Annotated in this window: 15 protein-coding genes; 5 read left to right on the forward strand and 10 right to left on the reverse strand. The window is 57.9% G+C overall.

Going from position 1 to position 18863, the window contains the following annotated elements; all coding sequences use genetic code 11:
• Positions 1 to 13: 13 nt before the first annotated feature.
• Genes O1723_RS07875 through O1723_RS07890 form a run of 4 tightly spaced genes read right to left on the reverse strand, consistent with a single transcriptional unit; the run spans position 14 to position 5764 of the window.
• Complete coding sequence (locus O1723_RS07875) at positions 14 to 1339, reverse strand: lysine N(6)-hydroxylase/L-ornithine N(5)-oxygenase family protein (protein WP_023337487.1); 1326 nt, start codon at positions 1337 to 1339, stop codon at positions 14 to 16.
• Positions 1336 to 3078: an IucA/IucC family protein gene (gene iucC / locus O1723_RS07880; RefSeq protein WP_023337486.1), complete on the reverse strand. Its 1743-nt coding sequence runs from the start codon at positions 3076 to 3078 to the stop codon at positions 1336 to 1338. Before iucC ends, O1723_RS07875 begins: the two co-directional genes overlap by 4 nt.
• Entirely contained in the window at positions 3075 to 4022 is a 948-nt protein-coding gene (locus O1723_RS07885) for a GNAT family N-acetyltransferase (protein WP_014884429.1), read from the reverse strand. The genes iucC and O1723_RS07885 overlap by 4 nt, the downstream gene beginning before the upstream one ends.
• On the reverse strand, positions 4022 to 5764 hold the full coding sequence (locus tag O1723_RS07890) for an IucA/IucC family protein (RefSeq protein ID WP_248190819.1): 1743 nt from the start codon (positions 5762 to 5764) through the stop codon (positions 4022 to 4024). Before O1723_RS07890 ends, O1723_RS07885 begins: the two co-directional genes overlap by 1 nt.
• A gap of 138 nt (positions 5765 to 5902) precedes the next feature.
• Between O1723_RS07890 and O1723_RS07895 the strand changes: the two genes are divergently transcribed.
• Positions 5903 to 7114: an MFS transporter gene (locus O1723_RS07895; protein WP_014884427.1), complete on the forward strand. Its 1212-nt coding sequence runs from the start codon at positions 5903 to 5905 to the stop codon at positions 7112 to 7114.
• Here O1723_RS07895 and mtfA read toward each other — a convergent pair.
• Positions 7111 to 7905 carry a DgsA anti-repressor MtfA gene (mtfA, locus tag O1723_RS07900; RefSeq protein ID WP_014884426.1) on the reverse strand — a complete coding sequence of 265 codons (795 nt, stop codon included), beginning with the start codon at positions 7903 to 7905 and terminating at the stop codon, positions 7111 to 7113. The genes O1723_RS07895 and mtfA overlap by 4 nt on opposite strands.
• 216 nt (positions 7906 to 8121) lie before the next feature.
• Between mtfA and O1723_RS07905 the strand changes: the two genes are divergently transcribed.
• The 3 genes from O1723_RS07905 to psrA are packed head-to-tail and all read left to right on the forward strand — an operon-like array spanning position 8122 to position 10718.
• The gene (locus tag O1723_RS07905; RefSeq protein WP_014884425.1) at positions 8122 to 8268 is read left to right on the forward strand and encodes a DUF2256 domain-containing protein; all 147 of its coding nucleotides are present in this window, start codon (positions 8122 to 8124) and stop codon (positions 8266 to 8268) included.
• Positions 8265 to 9794, forward strand: a complete 1530-nt coding sequence (locus O1723_RS07910; RefSeq protein WP_014884424.1) for a cryptochrome/photolyase family protein — start codon at positions 8265 to 8267, stop codon at positions 9792 to 9794. The genes O1723_RS07905 and O1723_RS07910 overlap by 4 nt, the downstream gene beginning before the upstream one ends.
• 24 nt (positions 9795 to 9818) lie before the next feature.
• The gene (gene psrA / locus O1723_RS07915) at positions 9819 to 10718 is read left to right on the forward strand and encodes an L-proline-binding transcription factor PsrA (protein ID WP_014884423.1); all 900 of its coding nucleotides are present in this window, start codon (positions 9819 to 9821) and stop codon (positions 10716 to 10718) included.
• Here psrA and O1723_RS07920 read toward each other — a convergent pair.
• The 3 genes from O1723_RS07920 to O1723_RS07930 all read right to left on the reverse strand — a co-directional run bounded on the left by O1723_RS07920 (position 10693) and on the right by O1723_RS07930 (position 14347).
• Positions 10693 to 11481 carry a substrate-binding domain-containing protein gene (locus O1723_RS07920; protein WP_014884422.1) on the reverse strand — a complete coding sequence of 263 codons (789 nt, stop codon included), beginning with the start codon at positions 11479 to 11481 and terminating at the stop codon, positions 10693 to 10695. The genes psrA and O1723_RS07920 overlap by 26 nt on opposite strands.
• Positions 11478 to 12791, reverse strand: a complete 1314-nt coding sequence (gene tcuC / locus O1723_RS07925; RefSeq protein WP_023337484.1) for an MFS transporter — start codon at positions 12789 to 12791, stop codon at positions 11478 to 11480. The genes O1723_RS07920 and tcuC overlap by 4 nt, the downstream gene beginning before the upstream one ends.
• 260 nt (positions 12792 to 13051) lie before the next feature.
• A complete protein-coding gene (locus tag O1723_RS07930; RefSeq protein WP_014884421.1) occupies positions 13052 to 14347 on the reverse strand; it encodes a serine hydrolase domain-containing protein in 1296 nt (431 codons plus the stop codon).
• Between the two features lie 95 nt (positions 14348 to 14442).
• On the opposite strand from O1723_RS07930, the gene O1723_RS07935 reads away from it, so the two are divergent.
• Entirely contained in the window at positions 14443 to 15348 is a 906-nt protein-coding gene (locus O1723_RS07935) for a LysR family transcriptional regulator (RefSeq protein WP_014884420.1), read from the forward strand.
• On the opposite strand, the gene fumA is transcribed toward O1723_RS07935, so the two are convergent.
• Both fumA and O1723_RS07945 read right to left on the reverse strand, forming a co-directional pair.
• Positions 15337 to 16986 (reverse strand): class I fumarate hydratase FumA, encoded by a 1650-nt coding sequence (gene fumA, locus O1723_RS07940; protein WP_014884419.1) that lies wholly within the window; start codon positions 16984 to 16986, stop codon positions 15337 to 15339. The two genes, O1723_RS07935 and fumA, sit on opposite strands and share 12 nt — an antisense overlap.
• Positions 16987 to 17038: 52 nt before the next feature.
• Positions 17039 to 18547: an anion permease gene (locus tag O1723_RS07945; RefSeq protein ID WP_014884418.1), complete on the reverse strand. Its 1509-nt coding sequence runs from the start codon at positions 18545 to 18547 to the stop codon at positions 17039 to 17041.
• Between the last annotated feature and the right edge of the window lie 316 nt (positions 18548 to 18863).

Raw genomic sequence — 18863 nt, forward strand, 5'->3', positions numbered from 1 at the left:
CTGATTGTGTGTGTCAGTACTCGGTCGTTTTCTCTAACGCGTTAAAAACCGGGCTGCTGTCCTGGCTGGCGGTGGTGCGCCAGTGGATAACGCCGGGTGTGGTAGCCAGCTCAAATGGCTCGTCAGGATGCGCGCGGTTAAGAATGCGTGCGGCACGCCAGGCCATCAGGCTGAGCTGGGGTTCAGCAATGCCGAGACGGTGCATCCCGGCATTGACGGCAAACAGGCGGTTGCTCTGCGGGCCGTCCCATTCGAGGGTGAAATCGTTGTTGATGCAGAAGGCTTCATCCGCATCCAGATGCAGGCGGTGAGACAGCGGGGCAAGGAACGCAGGCTGCACGGCGCGATAGCCGGTGGCAAAGATCACCACGTCGGTATCCAGCTGTTCGCGACCGCCGTCGAGATGATGCTGTATGCTCAGACGTTGACCGTTTTCCTGACGCGCCAGTGACGTCACCGAGCGGGACGGCAGAAGGTGCGCCCACGGTTTTTCACGCAGCACCTCAAAGCGGTGATACATGGCGCGGTAAATTGCCAGCAGGGACTCGGTGGTAATACCGTCAGAGGTCATCTTCTGCTCGTGCAGCATCTGACGACGGGTCTCTTCGCCGAGCGTGGAGAAGCTGTCCACATACTCGGGCGTGAAGTACTCGTTGGCGAAGGCGGCTTCATCCAGCGCGTTATAATTGTTACGGCGCGACACCCAGTTCAGGCTTAGCGGCTGGCCCCATTCCCCGCGGAAGATATTTAAGAACAGGTCGGCACCGCTCTGGCCGCCACCGACGACGGTCACGCGCTTGCCCGCTAAATTTGGCGTGCGCAGCATCATCTCGCTGGCGTGGAAACAGGTGTCGTCCTGCACCGTCACGCAATCCGGGAGGTTAATCTGTTTGCCAATCCCCACGCAGACGTGGCGGGCAAGGAACCGATCCCGCTGGGTCATCACCTCAAACAGACCGCGTGTCTCATCAAAGCTCACCTGCTGCACCTGCTGGCTGAAGGTGAGGTTGGTGAGGTTTTCTGCCGCCCAGCACAGGTAATCGGCAAACTCTTCGCGAGACACCGTGCGCTGTTCGGTGGTCAGGAAGCGGTAGAACTTTTTACGCTGCACCAGGTAGTTCAGGAAGCTGTGGCGGTTGGTCGGCTCCACGGCGCTGACCAGATCCTTCAGGAAGCTGGTCTGCATGTGGCAGTCCGGCACCATCATCCCCGGGTGCCAGGAGAAGTGCGGCTTGCGCTCAAGGAACAGCGAGCTAAAACCGTCCAGCCCTTCTGCCAGGGCGGCGATGCTGAGGTTAAACGGGCCAATACCAATGCCGATGAAATCATAGGTTTTCATTGCGCTGACTCCCGGGAGGCCAGAAAAAGAGGGTTATCAAGGTCGGTAACGTAGTTCGGCAGCATGCGGCTGCCGCCGTCATGCTCGGAGAAGGTCAGTTTGACCGGGTTGAGGATCACGCGAATAATTTGCGGCTTAAACAGGTCGAACATCGCGAAACGTTCCGCAAGCTCGGGGTGCGCAGCCATATACCGGCGCAATACCCCCGCCAGGACTTGATAGAAACGGATTTCGCTCACGCCGCATTGCAGGGTGAGACGCGAGATAAAGCGCAGCACCGTTACAAAGTTGCCGGTTTGCAGGTCGTGGATGATGTAATCCGCGCTCAGACGTGCCGTAACGTCCTTCACCTGCGCCGGCAGGCTCTGCGCCTGCGGGAAATCTTCGTCCACCAGACGCATATCACCCTGGAAATCCTTCAGCAGGATGCGCTGCGGCACGTAGTTTTTCATCACCAGCGTCACGTTCTGGCCGTGGGCGATCAGCGCCACGCCATAGCGGCAGAGCAGGTGATAGAACGGGATCACCGTTGCCTCAAACAGCTTTTCCAGCCACGCGTCGGCGCTTAGCCCCGAGCGTTTAATCCACGCGTCGATCAGCGGACGCCCGACGTTATCGGTTTCCATCAGCGCCGCCATCAGCACCGCCTGTTCACCGTCTTCTAAATAACAGGACGGATTCTCGCGCCAGATCACCCCCAGCATCTCCTGATAGCGGTAGGGCGCTTTCGGTAATGCGGCATAGCCCGGATGCGACAGATATCCGGCGGCGGGTTCACCCAGTACCTGCGCGCCGCAGCGAATCAGCGTGGCGTCAGAGGCGAACTGCTGCTGCAGCCAGCGTGAGGCCAGCGGCCCGGCGGCAATGTATTTGCCCGGAATGCCGCGATAGCAGGAGGTGTTATAGATGGTCAGCGGCAGCTTGATGTCAAACGGCGCGCGACGGCTGGCGTTGGTGAGCGTGCGCAGGGACTGCTGCGCCAGATATTCATCGCCAAACTCGCCCAGCTCCACCATCTCACCACGCGAAAGCTGCGCCAGGAAGTGAATGGCAATTTTCTGCTGCCACTGCCACGGGTGTAGCGGCACGGGCAGCCAGCTTTCGTCGAGCCCCAGCGCCTGCCAGCGATGCTCAAACCGGACGCGCTCGGCGTTGTCCATGGTACTGGCAAGCAGATTCTGAATGTCGCAATCGGCGTCGCTGCTCCAGACCAGGTGTTCACGCTGAACGGCAACCCAGTGCAGACGAAAACGTCCGCGATACTCAGGCGCGTACTGATGCAGGGCATCCAGCCCCCATCCGCGGCGGCCTTTGTTGAAAATAAACTTAGGATGACCGCTCATCAGACACTGTAATTCATCCGGGTCGAGGTGGATCAGCGCGTCGGCATCCAGCGCTTCACGCGCCTGGAGCAGCTGAATATCACCGCGCAGCGTGGCGTAAAGATCTTCCATATGCTCCGCCGTTTGCGCGTCGCTCATCTCCAGCACGGTCGCCAGCTGCAGCAGCGCGCTTTCCGCTTCCACGGCGGCGCCGCTGGCGGTGGTCAGGGTATCAGGATCGATATGCAGCCAGCCCCAGATCCCGCGTGTGGCGCGAAACTGCCAGGACTCCGAGCCCATGGTAATGCGCCAGCCGTCCGACGAAACCCACTCAGCGCGCAGGGTACGTTCGTATTCCAGTTCGGCGAGGATCTTCGCCACCATCTCGCGGTTTACTTTCTGCCAGAGCGCGTTCACAGTTCCACCTCATGGAAGAAGCGGTGACGCTCGCTCACGATCAGGCGCGAGCGCTTGTGCGGGAAGTCGAACTCTTTTGCGGTGTCGAAACCGGCGGACGCCAGGTGGCGGAACAGGCGTTGGTTGTCGAAGCGCGGCTCGGCCACAATGCGCGTCGTGCGCGGTTCATCCAGATACAGGTAGTGGCTCAGACCGCGCAGCCAGCTGCGGATGTACTGCGCGCCGCGCCAGCGCTCTTCGCCCACCAGCATATGCAGCCCGCGGTCGAACGGCTGCCAGCGGTAGTGGCGGCCAATGCGGTCTTCTGGCGCCCAGTAGAGTTCAAAGTAGCCGAACGGCTGGTCGTCGAAGCAGCCGATAACCGGGTAGCAGTACGTCGAGTCAAGCTGACGGCGCAGATAGTTTTCCTGTTCGGCCTGCGGGCCGGCCATCTCCCAGAAGGCGTTCACGCGCGGGTTGTTCATCCATTGCGTGAATCGTTCGCCGTCCAGCGCCACGTCGGCCACGCGGAAGCTCAGCGTGCGTTTAATTTGCGGATCGTAACGGCGATACACCTCACCCTGCGGGCGGCGAGGGCGCTGCGGGAAGTACAGCTGACGGCTCTCATCAAACTGCATACCGTTGCTCGCCTGCGGTCGTTCGCCTTTCAGCCAGAGCGGAAATTGCCAGAAGGTTTCACGCGCCAGGTAATCCCCGTGGGCCAGGCTAAACAGCGCCTTTGCCTGAGGTTCATCCTGCCAGGTTGCCCACGGCAGCGTAATGCCGGTCAGCGCGGGGGCGGCGACAAACAGCTGATCCAGCGCTTCCACCAGCCAGCCCGCCGGGATAGCCCCGAGACGCTCCAGCACCGCGCTGCCGTCGAGACCTAACGTCAGCGGCAGCGCGGTATCCGTTGCGGTGCAGCGAAAGCCGAAGCCAGAATGGACGATATTCGCGATGGCCATTACGCCTTCTCCTTGTAGAACGGGTTGCTAAAGTCGAAATAGATCACCGCCGGATCGGCGATGGTGTTTTCGTTGCGATCGTGCAGATAACAGAAGAAGTTGCCTTTGCAGTTCCAGGTCGGGCTGTCCAGCACGTAGTCAAGGCAGCGGGTCTGCATCGCCGTACGGCGCAGCGCGACCAGCGCGTCACGTACGCGCGCCATCAGGCGCTCTTCACTGTCGAAACCGGCGGCGGCAAGGGCGGCAGTCACCGCAAGGGTGGAGTTCAGCAGCAGGTAGTAAGGGAAGTAGCGCAGCAGCTGGCTCTCACCGAAGCGGTTTTCCACGTCAGTTTCACCCGCCTCTTTCAGCCACCCGTCGGCTCCTTCGGTCCAGGCGCTGCCCTGGCAGTCACGGTAGATAAGCCCGACGGGGAAATCCTGCTGCATCTCAACCAGGATATTTTGCTGGTGGGCGAGCAGCACCAGGCCGTAGTCCGCCTCGGCGCTGAACAGGGGAAGTAACACGCGGTCGCAATAGGCGTCCAGCCAGCAGCGTGCGGCCTGAGCGAGGGGTAAATCCAGACGCTGGCTCAGACGACGCACTGCCGCAGCCAGCAGGCTGTCACCGCCATCCGGGGCAGCCTGGGTCAGGCTGACCAGCACGTTGGTCTGCGTGTCCGGCGTGTCAAACAGCAGATTGACGCGCAGGGCCATCAGGCTCTCTTCCTGCACCACGCCGTTTTCGTCACGCAACCCCGCCCAGCCATCTTCCTGCATCACGCGCATCGTCGGGTAGCGTGCCTGAAGCGTTTGCCAGCGTTCCGTTTTCGCCAGGCGCGCCAGGCGCATCCCGCGCTTAACTTCTTTCACCGACAGCGTGCGGACGGAATTGGTCAGGCGCACGCTGAGGGAGAATTTAATCATGTCGCTGTTGGATTCGCAGTACAGCGAGCGGGACGAGCTGGTGGGCAGCCACTGTGCGCCCGCTTCGCCCAGATCCTGCAATGAACCGTTTTCCACCAGACGCTGGCACCAGGCCTGACCCAGCAGATGCTCTGCCTGCCATGGGTGCATAGGCAACAGCCAGCGCGTGTCGGTGAAGTGGCCGAGCAGCTCAGGCGCGCTCTGGGCGGCGAAGCGCAGCAGACGTTCGCGCAGGGAGACGTTCAGGCTGTCACCAGCAATGCGCGTGCTCTCAACGGCAAACCAGCGCAGCGGGAAACGGGAGGCAAAATCAGGCAGATAGCGTCGCGCTTCGGTTTCGTTGAATGGCTCGTGCGACTTCGGTGCCGGGTGAAATGCGTGGCCGACCAGCAGCGCCTGTTCTGCTTCAGCAAACGTCAGCGGTTTATCACGCAGCGTGGACCAGCTGTGGCGCAGGTCGATCGCCTGCCAGGTATGCGCATGACTTTCCAGCACGCGTTGCTTAAAACGCGCCAGCGTATCGGCATCAAGAACGCCTTTTACTGATGGTTTTTCAAGAAGTAAATCAACCAGTTGGGTATATGTGACGGCGTCACCGCAGTCGCTATCGCTCTGGATAAGCATTGCCGGGAAACAGTACTGATGGTGCTGGGTGGGGGAGAAATAGCGTACCGGAACCCGCAGGGCCTGAGCGGGAGAAAGCGGGATATGAATATGCGCCAGCTCATCCGCAGCGGCTGCGGGGAGATAGCGCCAGTCCGTCGTTTCGCGCAGCAGGGCGTTTAAAAAACACTGGGCCGCAACGTCTGTACCGGCGGAGCGGGGCAGAGTACGCATAGATGTACCTCATTCCATGATTGATAATAATTCTCGTTATGATATTCATTCTATTTACACTCGCAACCATTTTTGCAATATTTGTTTTCATAAACTTCATAATTTCCACACATTTATTGACACTATGTTCACATTCTCATGCGCGCTAATTCAGAAACGCTGACTGAAAACGTCACCTCTAAAGCCAACTGGCCGCTGGCACTCTGTGCAGGTTTATTGGGCATCGGGCAGAACGGTTTGCTGGTCATGCTCCCGCAGCTGGTGAACCTGACCGGGCTGTCGCTCTCGGTCTGGGCCGGGCTGTTAATGTTCGGCTCCATGCTTTTTTTACCGGCATCGCCCTGGTGGGGGCGTCAGAGCGAGCGACGCGGCTGTAAGGTCGTGATGGTGGCCTCGCTCAGCGGCTATCTTGCCAGCTTCGCCGTGATGGCCGTGGTGGTCTGGGCAATGGCGGCCGGGTTGCTCCAGAGCAGCTGGGGGCTGGCGGGGCTGATCTTTTCGCGCCTGCTCTACGGTTTAACCGTGTCGGGGATGGTGCCTGCCGCCCAGACCTGGGCTATTCAGCGTGCGGGGCTGGACAAACGCATGGCGGCGCTGGCCACCATCAGCTCCGGCCTGAGCTGCGGCCGTCTGCTGGGGCCACCGCTGGCAGCATTGATGCTCAGCATTAACCCGGTGGCACCGCTCTGGCTCATGGCGATTGCGCCGTTTATCGCTCTGCTGCTGGTGCTGAGAGAAGTGGCAGACCCTCCGCTGCCGCCGGTGGCGCATCAGGCGACCCGTCTGCAGGTCTCTATGCTGCCGTTCCTGCTGCTGGCGATGCTGCTGGCGGCGCTGGTGAGCCTGATGCAGCTTGGCCTCACGCCGCATCTCAGCCCCTTGCTGGAGGGCAACGCCCGTGAGATCAGCCACCATGTTGCGCTCCTGCTGAGCCTGGCCGCGCTGGCCACGCTCGCGGCGCAATTTTTGATTGTTCGCCCGCAGCACTTCAGCCCGCTGACGTTGCTCTGTATGGCGGCGGTATCGATGGTGGCAGGACTTGGGTTGATGTGTATTGCCGGGCTGGCGCTGTTCTACGTGGGAATTGCTGTCACCTCGCTCGGCGCGGCGATGGCTACACCGGGCTATCAGCTACTGTTGAACGATCGGCTGACCACGGGGAAAGGCGCGGGCGCGATCGCCACCAGCCATACGTTAGGCTACGGCATCAGCGCGCTGCTGGTGCCCGTAGTCACGCGCTTTTTCGGTGAGCAGTATTTAACGATGGCGGCAGGGGGAATGGCGTTGCTGTTTTTCGTACTGAGCATCGGGGTACGGTTAACCGGGCGCACCCCTGTCGAAAAAAATTAATGTACCTGGTGAGGGGAAGGGCCGACCGCCTCATTTTGACGCAGACGCTTAAGCGGATCCTGCTGATAAAACTGGGTAAAACGCTGCCATAGCGCCGGGAAACGCGGGGCGAAGAGTTCGGGGGCGCTGAAGAAGTACTCTGAAAGCACCGCGAAGCACTCTGCGGGGTCGGTCGCCGCGTAGGCATCAATGCTGGCGGCACTTTCGCCCACGAGATCGATCTCGTCCTGGATGTTATCCATCGCCGCATGCAGATCGTGCTCCCATCCTGCGACTTCACGCAGCGGGATCAGCGGAACACCGCTGGCGCGGTCGCCGTTGCGGGTATCCAGCTTATGCGCCACTTCATGAATGATCAGATTAAAGCCTGACGCGTCGAACGAGTCCTGAATGTCGAGCCAGTTCAGGATAATCGGCCCTTGCTGCCAGCTTTGCCCGGACTGTACCACCCGCTGGTTGTGTACCAGGCCGATGTCATCCTCCCACTCATCGTCGACGATGAAGGGCGCCGGGTAGATCAGCACTTCGTGGAAGCCGTCCAGCCACTCGATACCCAGTTCAAGCACCGGCAGGCAGAAAAGCAGGGCGATACGCGCGTTTTTCAGGGGATCCAGCTCGAAGCCCTGCAGAGGAACCAGGCGTTTTTGCTGCAAAAAACGATCCGCCAGCTGAACCAGTTTTGACTGTTCGTCCGGCTGGAGATTCGCCAGAACAGGGATCGCCAGCGCGTCATCCCACGGCAGCGCCATATCCCGGCCAGCCTCATTCGTTTTCCAGGGCCACTTAATCATCGCTTTGCTCGCAAACTCGTCACTTGAACAAAAATGGGAAAGTCAGGTTCAGTTAAGATGCCAGAAAATGGCTTATTTCTACACTTCCAGCCTGAATAAACTATCATTTCGTACAGAGCAGTGGGTAGCGCTTTGCAGGCATCACCTTCATTTTGTGATGTCTGTCGTAGCCTTTATCCGCAGCCCGAGTGAATAAATCAGTCCGGTATTGAAAAGATGAGTGATTTCAAAGGTAACAAGCAGAACCTGCCCAGTCGGGCGTGTGTGCACTGCCAGCGGCCCATGACGTGGCGCAAGAAGTGGGCGAAATGCTGGGATGAGGTCAAATACTGTTCTGAGCGCTGTCGCAGGAGCCACCGTTGACCGAACTACGCCTGATTCTGGGCGATCAGCTCAATCCACATCACAGCTGGTTTGATACCTGTAGCCCGAATGTCATTTACGTGATGCTGGAACTGCGGGCGGAAACCGCGTATGTCCTTCATCACGCTCAGAAAATCATCGCTATCTTCGCGGCCATGCGCGCGTTTGCCGCTGAGTTAAAAGAGAAGGGGCATCGGGTAAGGTATGTCCGGCTCTCTGAGGGTTCAAACCGCGGCACGCTGGAAGATAATCTCAACGCGCTTATCGCACATTACCATGCTGGCAGGGTGATGTGGCAGGAGCCTGATGAATGGCGTCTTGATGCGCAGTTGCAGGCGTGGGCGAAAACGGCGACCGTCGAAACGACCTGCGTCAGCAGCGAGCATTTTTTCACCTCCCGGGAGCAGGTGAGCGCGTTCTTTGCATCGCGTAAAAGCTGGCGAATGGAATATTTTTACCGGGAAATGCGTCGTCAGCATGGCGTGCTGTTGACTCCGGAAGGCGAGCCAGAAGGGGGGAAATGGAATTTCGATGCTGAAAACCGCAAGCGCTGGTCCGGTGAACCGCCTGCTCCGGATGACTCTCGCATCTGCCACGATCGCTCAGCATTATGGGAAGAGATCCAACGCTGCGGCGTACGCACCTTTGGCGAACCGCGGGCCAACACTTTTCGCTGGCCAGTCGACCGCGCTGAAGCTAAAGCCCGGCTGGATGCGTTTATTTCGCACGTCCTGCCCCAGTTTGGTAACTGGCAGGATGCAATGCACACGGAAGAACCTTTTCTTTTCCACTCTTTAATTTCATTTGCGCTGAACACTAAAATGCTCAATCCCCGGGAAGTGGTTGCCGCCGCCGAGCAGGCATGGCGCTCGGGTGATGCGCCGTTGCCTGCTGTCGAAGGGTTCATCCGGCAAATTCTTGGCTGGCGGGAGTATGTGCGCGGGATCTACTGGTCGCAAATGCCGGGCTATCGGGAGCTGAATGCGTTAGAGCAGCACACCCCGCTGCCGGAGTGGTTCTGGACGGGCAAGACGCAAATGCGCTGCCTGGCGCACGCCATTGGACAGTCGCTCACTGAGGCTTACGCCCACCATATCCAGCGCCTGATGATTATCGGGAATTTTAGCCTGCTCGGCGGTCTCTCGCCGCAGGCGGTACATGAATGGTATCTGGGCGTTTATATTGATGCGTTTGAGTGGGTAGAATTGCCCAATACTCTCGGCATGAGCCAGTTTGGCGATGGCGGTTTACTGGCCAGTAAGCCTTATGTTTCAAGCGCGTCTTACATCCATAAGATGAGTAACTACTGTCAGGGATGTCGGTATCAACACAATCAACGCACCGGCGAGGTGGCGTGTCCCTTCAATGCGCTTTACTGGGATTTCTTTTTGCGTAACCAGGCGCGTCTGGGTCACAATCCCCGGCTGGGCATTGTTTTTAAACAGCTTGCGGACATGAAGGACGAGGAGCGGCAGGCCATTGCCGAACGCGCTGAGTACATCCGCCTTAATCTCAACGAACTCTGACCCCTGACAGGACATCCAGACACTATGCCCGTGAATTTCGACCTCAACGATCTCTATGCCTTCAGAGCGTTAGTGGAATACGGTAACTTCCGTGTCGCCGCTGAATCTATCTGTCTGTCCCAGTCGGCGCTGAGCCGCAGGATTGAAAAGCTGGAAGCCGCGCTGGGGAACCGACTCTTTGACCGAACCACCCGCCGCGTCTCCCTGACGTTATACGGGCAAAACTTTGCTGAACGCTCCACGCAGCTGCTCGATAACGTAGAGTCAATGCTGGCTGATGTCGATAAAGCCAGCGAAGAGCGGACGGGGCTGATCACGGTGGCCACGGTACCTTCCGCAGCCTGTTACTTTATGCCCGATGTGATCCGTCGCTTTCAGTCTCGCTATCCGCGCGTTCGCATTAAGCTCATCGACAGTAGCGCGGGCAACGTGATGGACGCCGTGGCCCGAAGCCAGGCGGATTTTGGTATTTGCTTCGCAGGAAACTTGTCGTCTGAAATCGAATTCTTCCCGCTGGTGGAGGATGTGTATGTTGCAGCATGCAGAAGGGATCACCCGCTGGCGCAGAAGAGCCAGCTGACGTGGCAGGCATTTTTTCAGCAGGATTACATCTCTCTCGATAAAACGTCCGGCAATCGCAACCTGCTCGATCGTCTGCTGGGGGATATCATTCCCGAGCGTCCCAGCGTCTGCGAAACGCGTCATGTCACCACGATGCTCGGTATGGTAGAGGCGGGGATCGGCATTGCTGCCGTTCCCGCCATGTCGATGCCGACGTCAGAGCACACGCTGCTGACCCCTTTGCCGCTGGTGGCGCCGGAGGTGAAGCGTACCGTGGGGCTTATCCGGCGCCGGGGGCGCATCCAGTCCTATATTGCGGCTGAGCTTGAAAAACAGATCACCGAGCAGTATCGCCGGACGTAACGGGGATCATCCCCGTCTCGCGGATGACTTCCCTTGAGGGCGGTGAGGCGAGATAGTTGAGCAGCGCTTTTCCCTCCGCGGGATGTTCCGCGTCACGGGTGACCGCGCCAGCGAAGCGCGTGATGTATTGCAAATTATCCGGGATTTTACCGATAAAGGTGACGCCCTGAATCGGCAGCAGCTCGCTGACCTGCTGAAACCCGACGGCGTATTTTCCTTTCGCCACTTCTGATGCGACCGGAATGCGCTCGACTTTTGTCGCTTTGCCCGTCACCTCCTTTTCAATCCCCAGCTTTGTGAACAATTCTTCACTGACATACCTGCCGCTGGCGCTGTCTGAGTAGGCGATGGAGCGAGCCTGCAGCAGGGTATTACGCAGCGTCGTCTCGCTGCTGATATCAGGGATATCCGCACCTTTTTTCACGACCATGCCGATGGGAGAGTCCGCGAGTTCAGTCCGCGTACCCGGCCGGGTCAGACGGGCCTGTTCAAGCTTCGCCAGTGCATTGCCCACCATAATCACCACGTCGGCTTTCTCTCCGCGCGCGAGCCGGTTTGGGATTGCCTGCGGCGTAGTGCCCATTGAGGGACCGGGGATGATCACAATGTTATCCCCGGTCCGGCGTTCATACTCCGGAGCCAGCTTTTCCAGGGCGGCCTTGAATCCGCCCGAAATCATGACCTTCACGTCCTCTGCGCAGGCATTGACGCTCAGGAACATTGCCATTAGCGCGATGGCGGTAGAGCGAGACGTACGTTTCATGCGGCCCCCTGTGACTTAACGGTGTTTTGCAGTGATGCCGCGCGGCGACGGTAGAGGTAGAGCGTTGCGAGCAACGCGCAGACCGCCGCAAAGCTCATCCAGTATCCCGGCGAGGCTTTGTCACCCGTGTATTCAATCAGCGCGGTGGACATCACGGGGGTGAAACCGCCAAAGACGGCGGTAGCCAGGCTATAAGCCAGCGAGAACCCCGCCACGCGGACTTCAGCAGGCATGATTTCCGTCAGCGCCGGGATCATCGCGCCGTTATACAGGCCGTAGAGGAAAGAGAGCCACAGCAGGACGCTCAGCATCATGGAGAAGCTGGGGGCCGCCGCCAGCATCGTCAGTGCCGGGTAGCTGGTGGCGAGCGCCAGCAGCGTCATGACAACCAGCACCGGTTTACGCCCGAAGCGGTCCGAGAGGGCTCCACCTATCGGCAGCCAGATGAAGTTAGAGACGGCCACCAGCAGCGTGACCAGCAGGCTGTCCGACGCGCTCAGCATCAGCACTTTTTTGCCGAAGGTTGGCGCGTAAACGGTGATCAGGTAGAACGCGGTGGTGGTCATCGCTACCATCAACATACCTGCGACCACCACCTGCCAGTTTGTCAGCAGCGTTTTGAAAACCTGGCGCATCGCGAGATGATTGCGCCGTGCGCTGAACGCTTCGGTCTCCTCCAGCTTACGACGCAGGAAAAAGATGAACGGCACGATTAAACAGCCAAACAGGAACGGGATGCGCCAGCCCCACTCGCGAATGGCGCTCTCCTCCATCAGGGCATTCAGGGCAAAGCCCATCGCCGCGGCGACCATAATGGCAACCTGCTGGCTGCCGGACTGCCAGCTGGTGTAAAAACCTTTGCGGCCCGGCGTGGCGATTTCTGCCAGATAGACCGAGACGCCGCCAAGCTCCGCACCGGCGGAAAAGCCCTGCAGCAAACGGCCCGTCAGTACCAGCAGCGGTGCCCACAGCCCAATGCTCTGATACGACGGAATAAGCACAATCAGGAATGTTCCGGCAGCCATGATCGACAAGGTGACAATCAGCCCTTTACGACGACCCACTTTATCGATGTAAGCGCCGAGCACAATAGCGCCGATCGGGCGCATCAAAAAGCCCGCACGAAAGACGGCAAAGGTCATCATCAGCGAGGCAAATTCACTGCTCGCCGGGAAGAACGTATGCGCGATGTAGGTGGCATAAAAGCCGAACAGAAAGAAGTCGAATTGCTCAAGAAAGTTGCCCGAGGTGACGCGAAAAATCGCGCCCGCTTTCGCACGGACCGTTGCAGGTGAGGTTGAGGAAACCATGATTATCTCCAGTTTTTATCGTGACGTTATGCTCGTCTGTTTTTGAAAACTGGATCAGGAAACGGAAATTAATAAGCGCAAAGAGTGAATGGACTGATGCGCGTTGTGCATCAATGACAGGATGTTGACCAGGATTTACATACCTAACAATAACTTAACAATCTTGTGATATTTCATTCACTCTAATTCGCTAAGTTGCTGATATCGCTGTTTTGTGACATCGCGCAGAGGAGACGCCAGGCAGCGCCTGGCTCTTAAAATCAGCGTAGCGCGTTCGCGATTGCGCTAAACATTAACGATGCTTCCAGCGGCTGAGCGCTGAAGGACGGTTCCGCCTGCGGCCAGGTGGACCACTGGACGATAACCAGGTTTTCTTTCTGATTCACCATAATCATCTGTCCAAAGATCCCCAGCGCCCAGAGCGACCCTTTAAGTGAGTTGTCGACCTTTGGCGCGACGTCGGTGGCATTAACCGGCACTTCGTTGTTCCACCACTGATAGCCATACAACCCGTTCGGATGCGCGGCGGACACCGAACCTTTTGCCTGCGTCCAGTCTGAGGACTGTTTTACCCAGCCTTCGGGCAGGATCTGCTTCCCGCCGGGCAATGTGCCGTTATGAAGGATGAACTGACCGAAGCGGCCCCAGTCTTCCAGCGTGGCGTTAAAGCCGTGGGCGCCGACATCATGCTGGCCTTTGCTGTAGGCATGCCACACGCCGTCGCTGGCCATGCCGTAGGGTTGCCAGATACTTTTCTCCAGATACGCCGCGAGCGTCATGCCGGTTGCGCGTTCAAGCACGTCACCCAGCAGCCACGCGCCGCCCGAGGAATAGGACCAGTTTTCGCCCGCAGGGTGTGCGCGGTGTAACCCTTTTACTAATGTCCGCACGCAGTCATAGGTGCCCGGTTTGGCTTCGCACTCTGTCAGCTTTGCGAAATCGGATCCCGGATTCGTGTAGTCCTCATTCCACGCCACGCCGGAGGTGTGGGTAATAAGCTGTCTCAGCGTCACACCGTCCCAGGCGGTGCCTTTCAAATCAGGTTCATATTGGGTAATAAGATCGTCGAGGGAGTGGATTTTTCCCTCTTTAATCGCTACCCCAACCAGCGCAGAGACCACCGATTTACCGACAGAGCGTGAGGTCCAGAGCGTGCTGTCGGTATTCCCTTCACCCAGATACTTATAGGCAACGTGGCCGTTTTTTAATACCAGCATGCCGCTGACGTTCTGGCGTTTCAGGTAATCATGAAGATCGTAGGTCTTGCCATTCACCTGATAGCGGGCATCGGTCAGCGGTTTTTCTGCGGCCAGCAACGGCGAGGCGTTGCCGTGATGGAACACGTCGCCCGCATAGTTGCGGTAGTCATTGCGGAAACCCACGACGCGGTCGGCCTGGCTCCAGGTGAGCATCGTATGTGCGTCCGGCAGTTTTGTATCAAAAGGGGCAGGACAGGTGTCGAGAACGGTACCGTTGCAGGCAGCCATGGCGGCAGGAGAGAGCAGGCTGCTGACAATCAGCGCCGCGAGCAGAGTGCGGTTTGTTTTGTTTTTCATGTTTTTCTCGTATGGCTCAGGGAGGACTTCAGTTTACGAACCCGCGGCCTATAATAAAAAACGCGTTATGGGGGAAAATCCCCCGAAAAGGAACTGTGGAGGATCGCGTGGCGTCATTGATCTATTCGTTTGCCCAGCTTGAGGCGTTCACCGCCGTGGCTGAACATGGCAGTCTGGTGAAGGCGGCCACTAAACTGGGTAAAGACCGCACGACCCTGCGCGATCTGATTGATTTTCTGGAAGATGGTCTGGGTTACGCGTTGTTCCTGCGCGAGGGGCGAACCCTGCGGTTAACGCTGGAGGGGGAGCAGTTACAGCGGCAGGCGCATCTGTTGATGCGTCAGGTAAAAGCCTTTGAGGCGTTCGCCAGAGCCGTTCCGCAAAGCGCGACGCAGGATATTGCGCTCGTCTACGATCCGTTCACCCCGCGCGCTTTTTTGCAGGCGCTGATAGCAAAAATGGCGAGCCAGAATATTCGGCTGAGCCTGACCAGCACCTCGCGTGATGAAGCGGAAGCGATGCTCGCCAGCGGTGAGGCCGATGTGGGGATCTGTCAGGCACGTAATCGCAGCGTAGGCAATGAGATGGAATGGCGGGCGTTAGGGTCCATTGAGATGGATTTTTACGCCTCGAAAGCGCTGTTCAGGGATAACGCCTCCCCGGTTTCGCTACTCGATCTCTCTCTGGTGCCGCAGGTCATTATGCATGCGGCGTCTGACGAGCCGGTCGCTCGCCGTTTGCAAATCTCCGGACATACCCTTTTTACCAATGAACTTGAGATGCTGCGCGGTCTGCTGGAAAAGGGGTGCGGCTGGGGATTTTTGCCGACGCATCTTCATGCGGCGCAGTGGAAGGATGTAAAAAGGCTGCCCACCGAGGTGGGCAGCCAGGGGATAGCTCAGACGATGGTGACCATCTGGAAACCGGGTAGCGACAAGCGCGGGCTTATCAACGAAACGCTGTCGCTGTTACCGGCGTTGTGGAAGGCCTCAGCGCTGTGAGCAGCCTTTGCACTGTTGATTCTGGATCTGCTGGAAGAAATCGTTGCCTTTGTCATCCACCAGGATAAACGCCGGGAAATTTTCCACTTCAATTTTCCAGATGGCTTCCATACCCAGTTCAGGATACGCCACGCACTCCAGGCTCTTAATGCTGTTTTGCGCCAGCACCGCCGCCGGACCGCCAATGCTGCCGAGGTAGAAGCCGCCGTGCTTATGGCAGGCGTCGGTCACCTGCTGGCTGCGGTTGCCTTTCGCCAGCATGATCATGCTCGCACCGTGGGATTGCAGTAAGTCTACGTACGAGTCCATACGTCCCGCGGTGGTCGGGCCGAGTGAGCCAGAGGCGTAACCTTCCGGCGTTTTTGCCGGACCTGCGTAGTAAATCGGATGATCTTTAACGTACTGCGGCAGTTCCTCGCCGTTATCCAGCAGCTCTTTCAGCTTCGCATGGGCAATATCGCGCGCCACGATGATGGTCCCGTTCAGCGACAGACGGGTAGAGACCGGGTGCGCGGAGAGCTGGGACAGGATCTCGTTCATTGGCTTGTTCAGGTTGATGCTGACCACGTCGCCTTCACCCTGCTGACGCAGTGATTCAGGAATATACTGGCCCGGGTTGTGTTCCAGTTTTTCAATCCAGATCCCGTCGCGGTTGATTTTCGCTTTGATGTTGCGGTCTGCGGAGCAGGAAACCCCCATGCCGATCGGGCAGGACGCGCCGTGGCGCGGCAGGCGAATAACGCGGATGTCGTGGGCAAAATATTTACCGCCAAACTGTGCGCCCAGGCCGAGGTTCTGCGCTTCCTCGAGCAGTTCCTTTTCCAGCTTAACGTCGCGGAACGCCTGGCCATGTTCGTTACCTTCGGTTGGCAGCGCGTCATAGTAGCGGGTAGAGGCCAGCTTCACGGTTTTCAGCGTGGCTTCTGCGGAGGTACCGCCGATCACAAACGCGATATGGTAAGGCGGGCAGGCGGCGGTGCCCAGGGTACGCATTTTCTCCACCAGGTAGTTTTTCAGCTTCGCAGGGGTAATCAGCGCTTTGGTTTCCTGATAGAGATAGGTTTTATTCGCGGAACCGCCGCCTTTTGCCATGCACAGGAATTTGTACTCATCACCGTCCACGCTGTAGAGGTCAATCTGCGCGGGCAGGTTGGTGCCGGTATTCACCTCTTTATACATATCCAGCGCGGCGTTCTGGGAATAACGCAGGTTGTCTTCAATGTAGGTGTTATACACGCCCTGGCTCAGGGCGGCTTCGTCACCGCCGCCTGTCCAGACGCGCTGGCCTTTCTTGCCCATGATGATCGCGGTGCCGGTATCCTGACAGGTCGGCAGGACGCCTTTTGCGGCAATTTCAGAGTTGCGCAGGAACTGCAGGGCGACGTACTTATCGTTCTGGCTGGCTTCCGGGTCGTTAAGAATGGCGGCAACCTGTTTCTGATGAGAAGGACGCAGCATAAAGGCGGCATCGTGGAAGGCCTGCTGCGCCAGCAGCGTCAGGGCTTCCGGCTCGACTTTCAGGATTTCCTGCCCCTCGAACTCGGCAACGGAGACGTGCTCTTTGGTGAGCAGATAATATTCGGTGTCGTCATGGGAAAGAGGGAAGGGGTTCTGGTAGATAAACGGTTTGTTTGACATAGCTTGCTCCACAAAAATAAAACCGCCGGAGGAAGACCCCGGCGGTCAGAAATCAGAACATCATCGACATCCACGGATAACCAATCAGCAGCAGGGCCGCCAGGAAGATGGCACCGAAGATAGTGCCCAGGCGCCAGTAGTCTTTGGTTGGCAGGTAGCCGCTACCGTAGTAAATCGGGCTTGGGCCGGTACCGTATGGGGTGATGATCCCCATTACACCCAGCGAGGTCACCATCAGCAGGACGAACACTTCCATATTCATGCCCGGAATGGTGGAGGCGATGGTCAGCATCGCGGGCAGCAGCGCGGTGGTGTGTGCGGTGGTGCTGGCAAACAGGTAGTGCAGCAGGTAGAACGCCAGCAGCAGGACGATAGTCGCCACGCCCGGAGAGATACCGCTCATCAGCAGACCGCCTTCTTTACCTAACCAGCTGATAAAGCCGGTAGAGGAGAGGCCATCCGCCAGCGCCACCAGGGTGGCGAACCAGACGAAGGTGTTCCACGCGGCTTTGTTACCAGTGATATCGTTCCACTCCAGCACACCGGTCCACAGCATCAGACCGACAATTAACAGGGCAGCCATGGCAGGTTCAATCCACGCGGCGGCGAAGATCCACATCAGCAACGCACAGCACACGAAGACCAGCAGCAGGATCTCATTGCGCGACAGTTTGCCAAGTTTTTCCAGCTCGCGGGTCGCCCACAGCGGTACTTCGTTATTCACTTTCACTTCAGGCGGGTAGAACCAGTAGGCCAGCAGCGGCATGGTCAGAATCAACAGGATGCCCAGCGGCAGGAACGCGAGGAACCAGGTGCCCCAGGAGATATCAATCCCAACGGTGCTTTTCACCAGCGCCAGCGCCAGCAGGTTCGGCGCCAGAGCGGAGAGGAACATAGAACTGGTGATACAGGCCGCGGTGATAGCCACCCACATCAGATAAGAACCAATTTTGCGCGCGCTTGGGTCGTTGGGTTTTGAGCCGTACAGCGGCGGCAGGTTAGCGATAATCGGGTAGATGGTCCCGCCGCTGCGCGCCGTGTTGGACGGGGTAAATGGTGCCAGCAGCAGGTCCGCAAAGGTAATAGCATACCCGAGCGTCAGGCTGCGACGGCCGAGATATTTTACCAGAATCAGCGCCAGACGGCGGCCGAAGCGGGTTTTGTCATAGCCTGCGGCAAACATAAAGGCACCGAAAATCAACCAGACCGTTGAGTTACCGAACCCGCTCACCGCCCATTTGAAGGAGGCGCCTGCCAGCTTGAATTTTGGATCTGCCAGCTGGTCCGGGCTGAAGAGCACCCACTGGCTACACAGCGCAATGGCGACCACGCCGGTCAGGCCAATCACCGCGCCAGGCAGTGGTTCGAAGATCAACCCGACGATCACGCCAACGAAGATAGCGAAGTAGTGCCACGCGTAAGGCGGTAAACCTTCCGGTACCGGAACAAACAGCAGCAGTACGGCGACGATGACGGGCAACGCCATCATCAGCAGTCGTTTCGCTTTTCCATTTGATGCCTGGTTCGCCACTGGGGGCGTTACAGCAGTTTTTGTATTCATAGTTTCACGTCTTAAGTTGTCAAAAATTCGGTGGTGCAGAAAAAACCAAATGTGTTTTTTTAAGTTTCTTTGCTTTTTTTAGTTATTAAAGTTGCGGTTTGGTTTTTTCATTAATAACGATTTAACGCTTTTCTGTGTGCGTTAAATTAAAAATTGATGATGTTTTTATATTGCGCTTTTGGATGCTGCAACTATTGATCAGGATCAAAAAAACAGAAGTGCAGCGTTATTTTCGTGCTTTTATTAATAACCACTCTGGCGTATGGGGTTATTATTTATTTTTATCGTTTTCTTTATCATTCTTGTAACAATCCAA

The sequence above is a fragment of the Enterobacter cloacae complex sp. HYC080_NIDB genome (genome assembly GCF_056673325.1).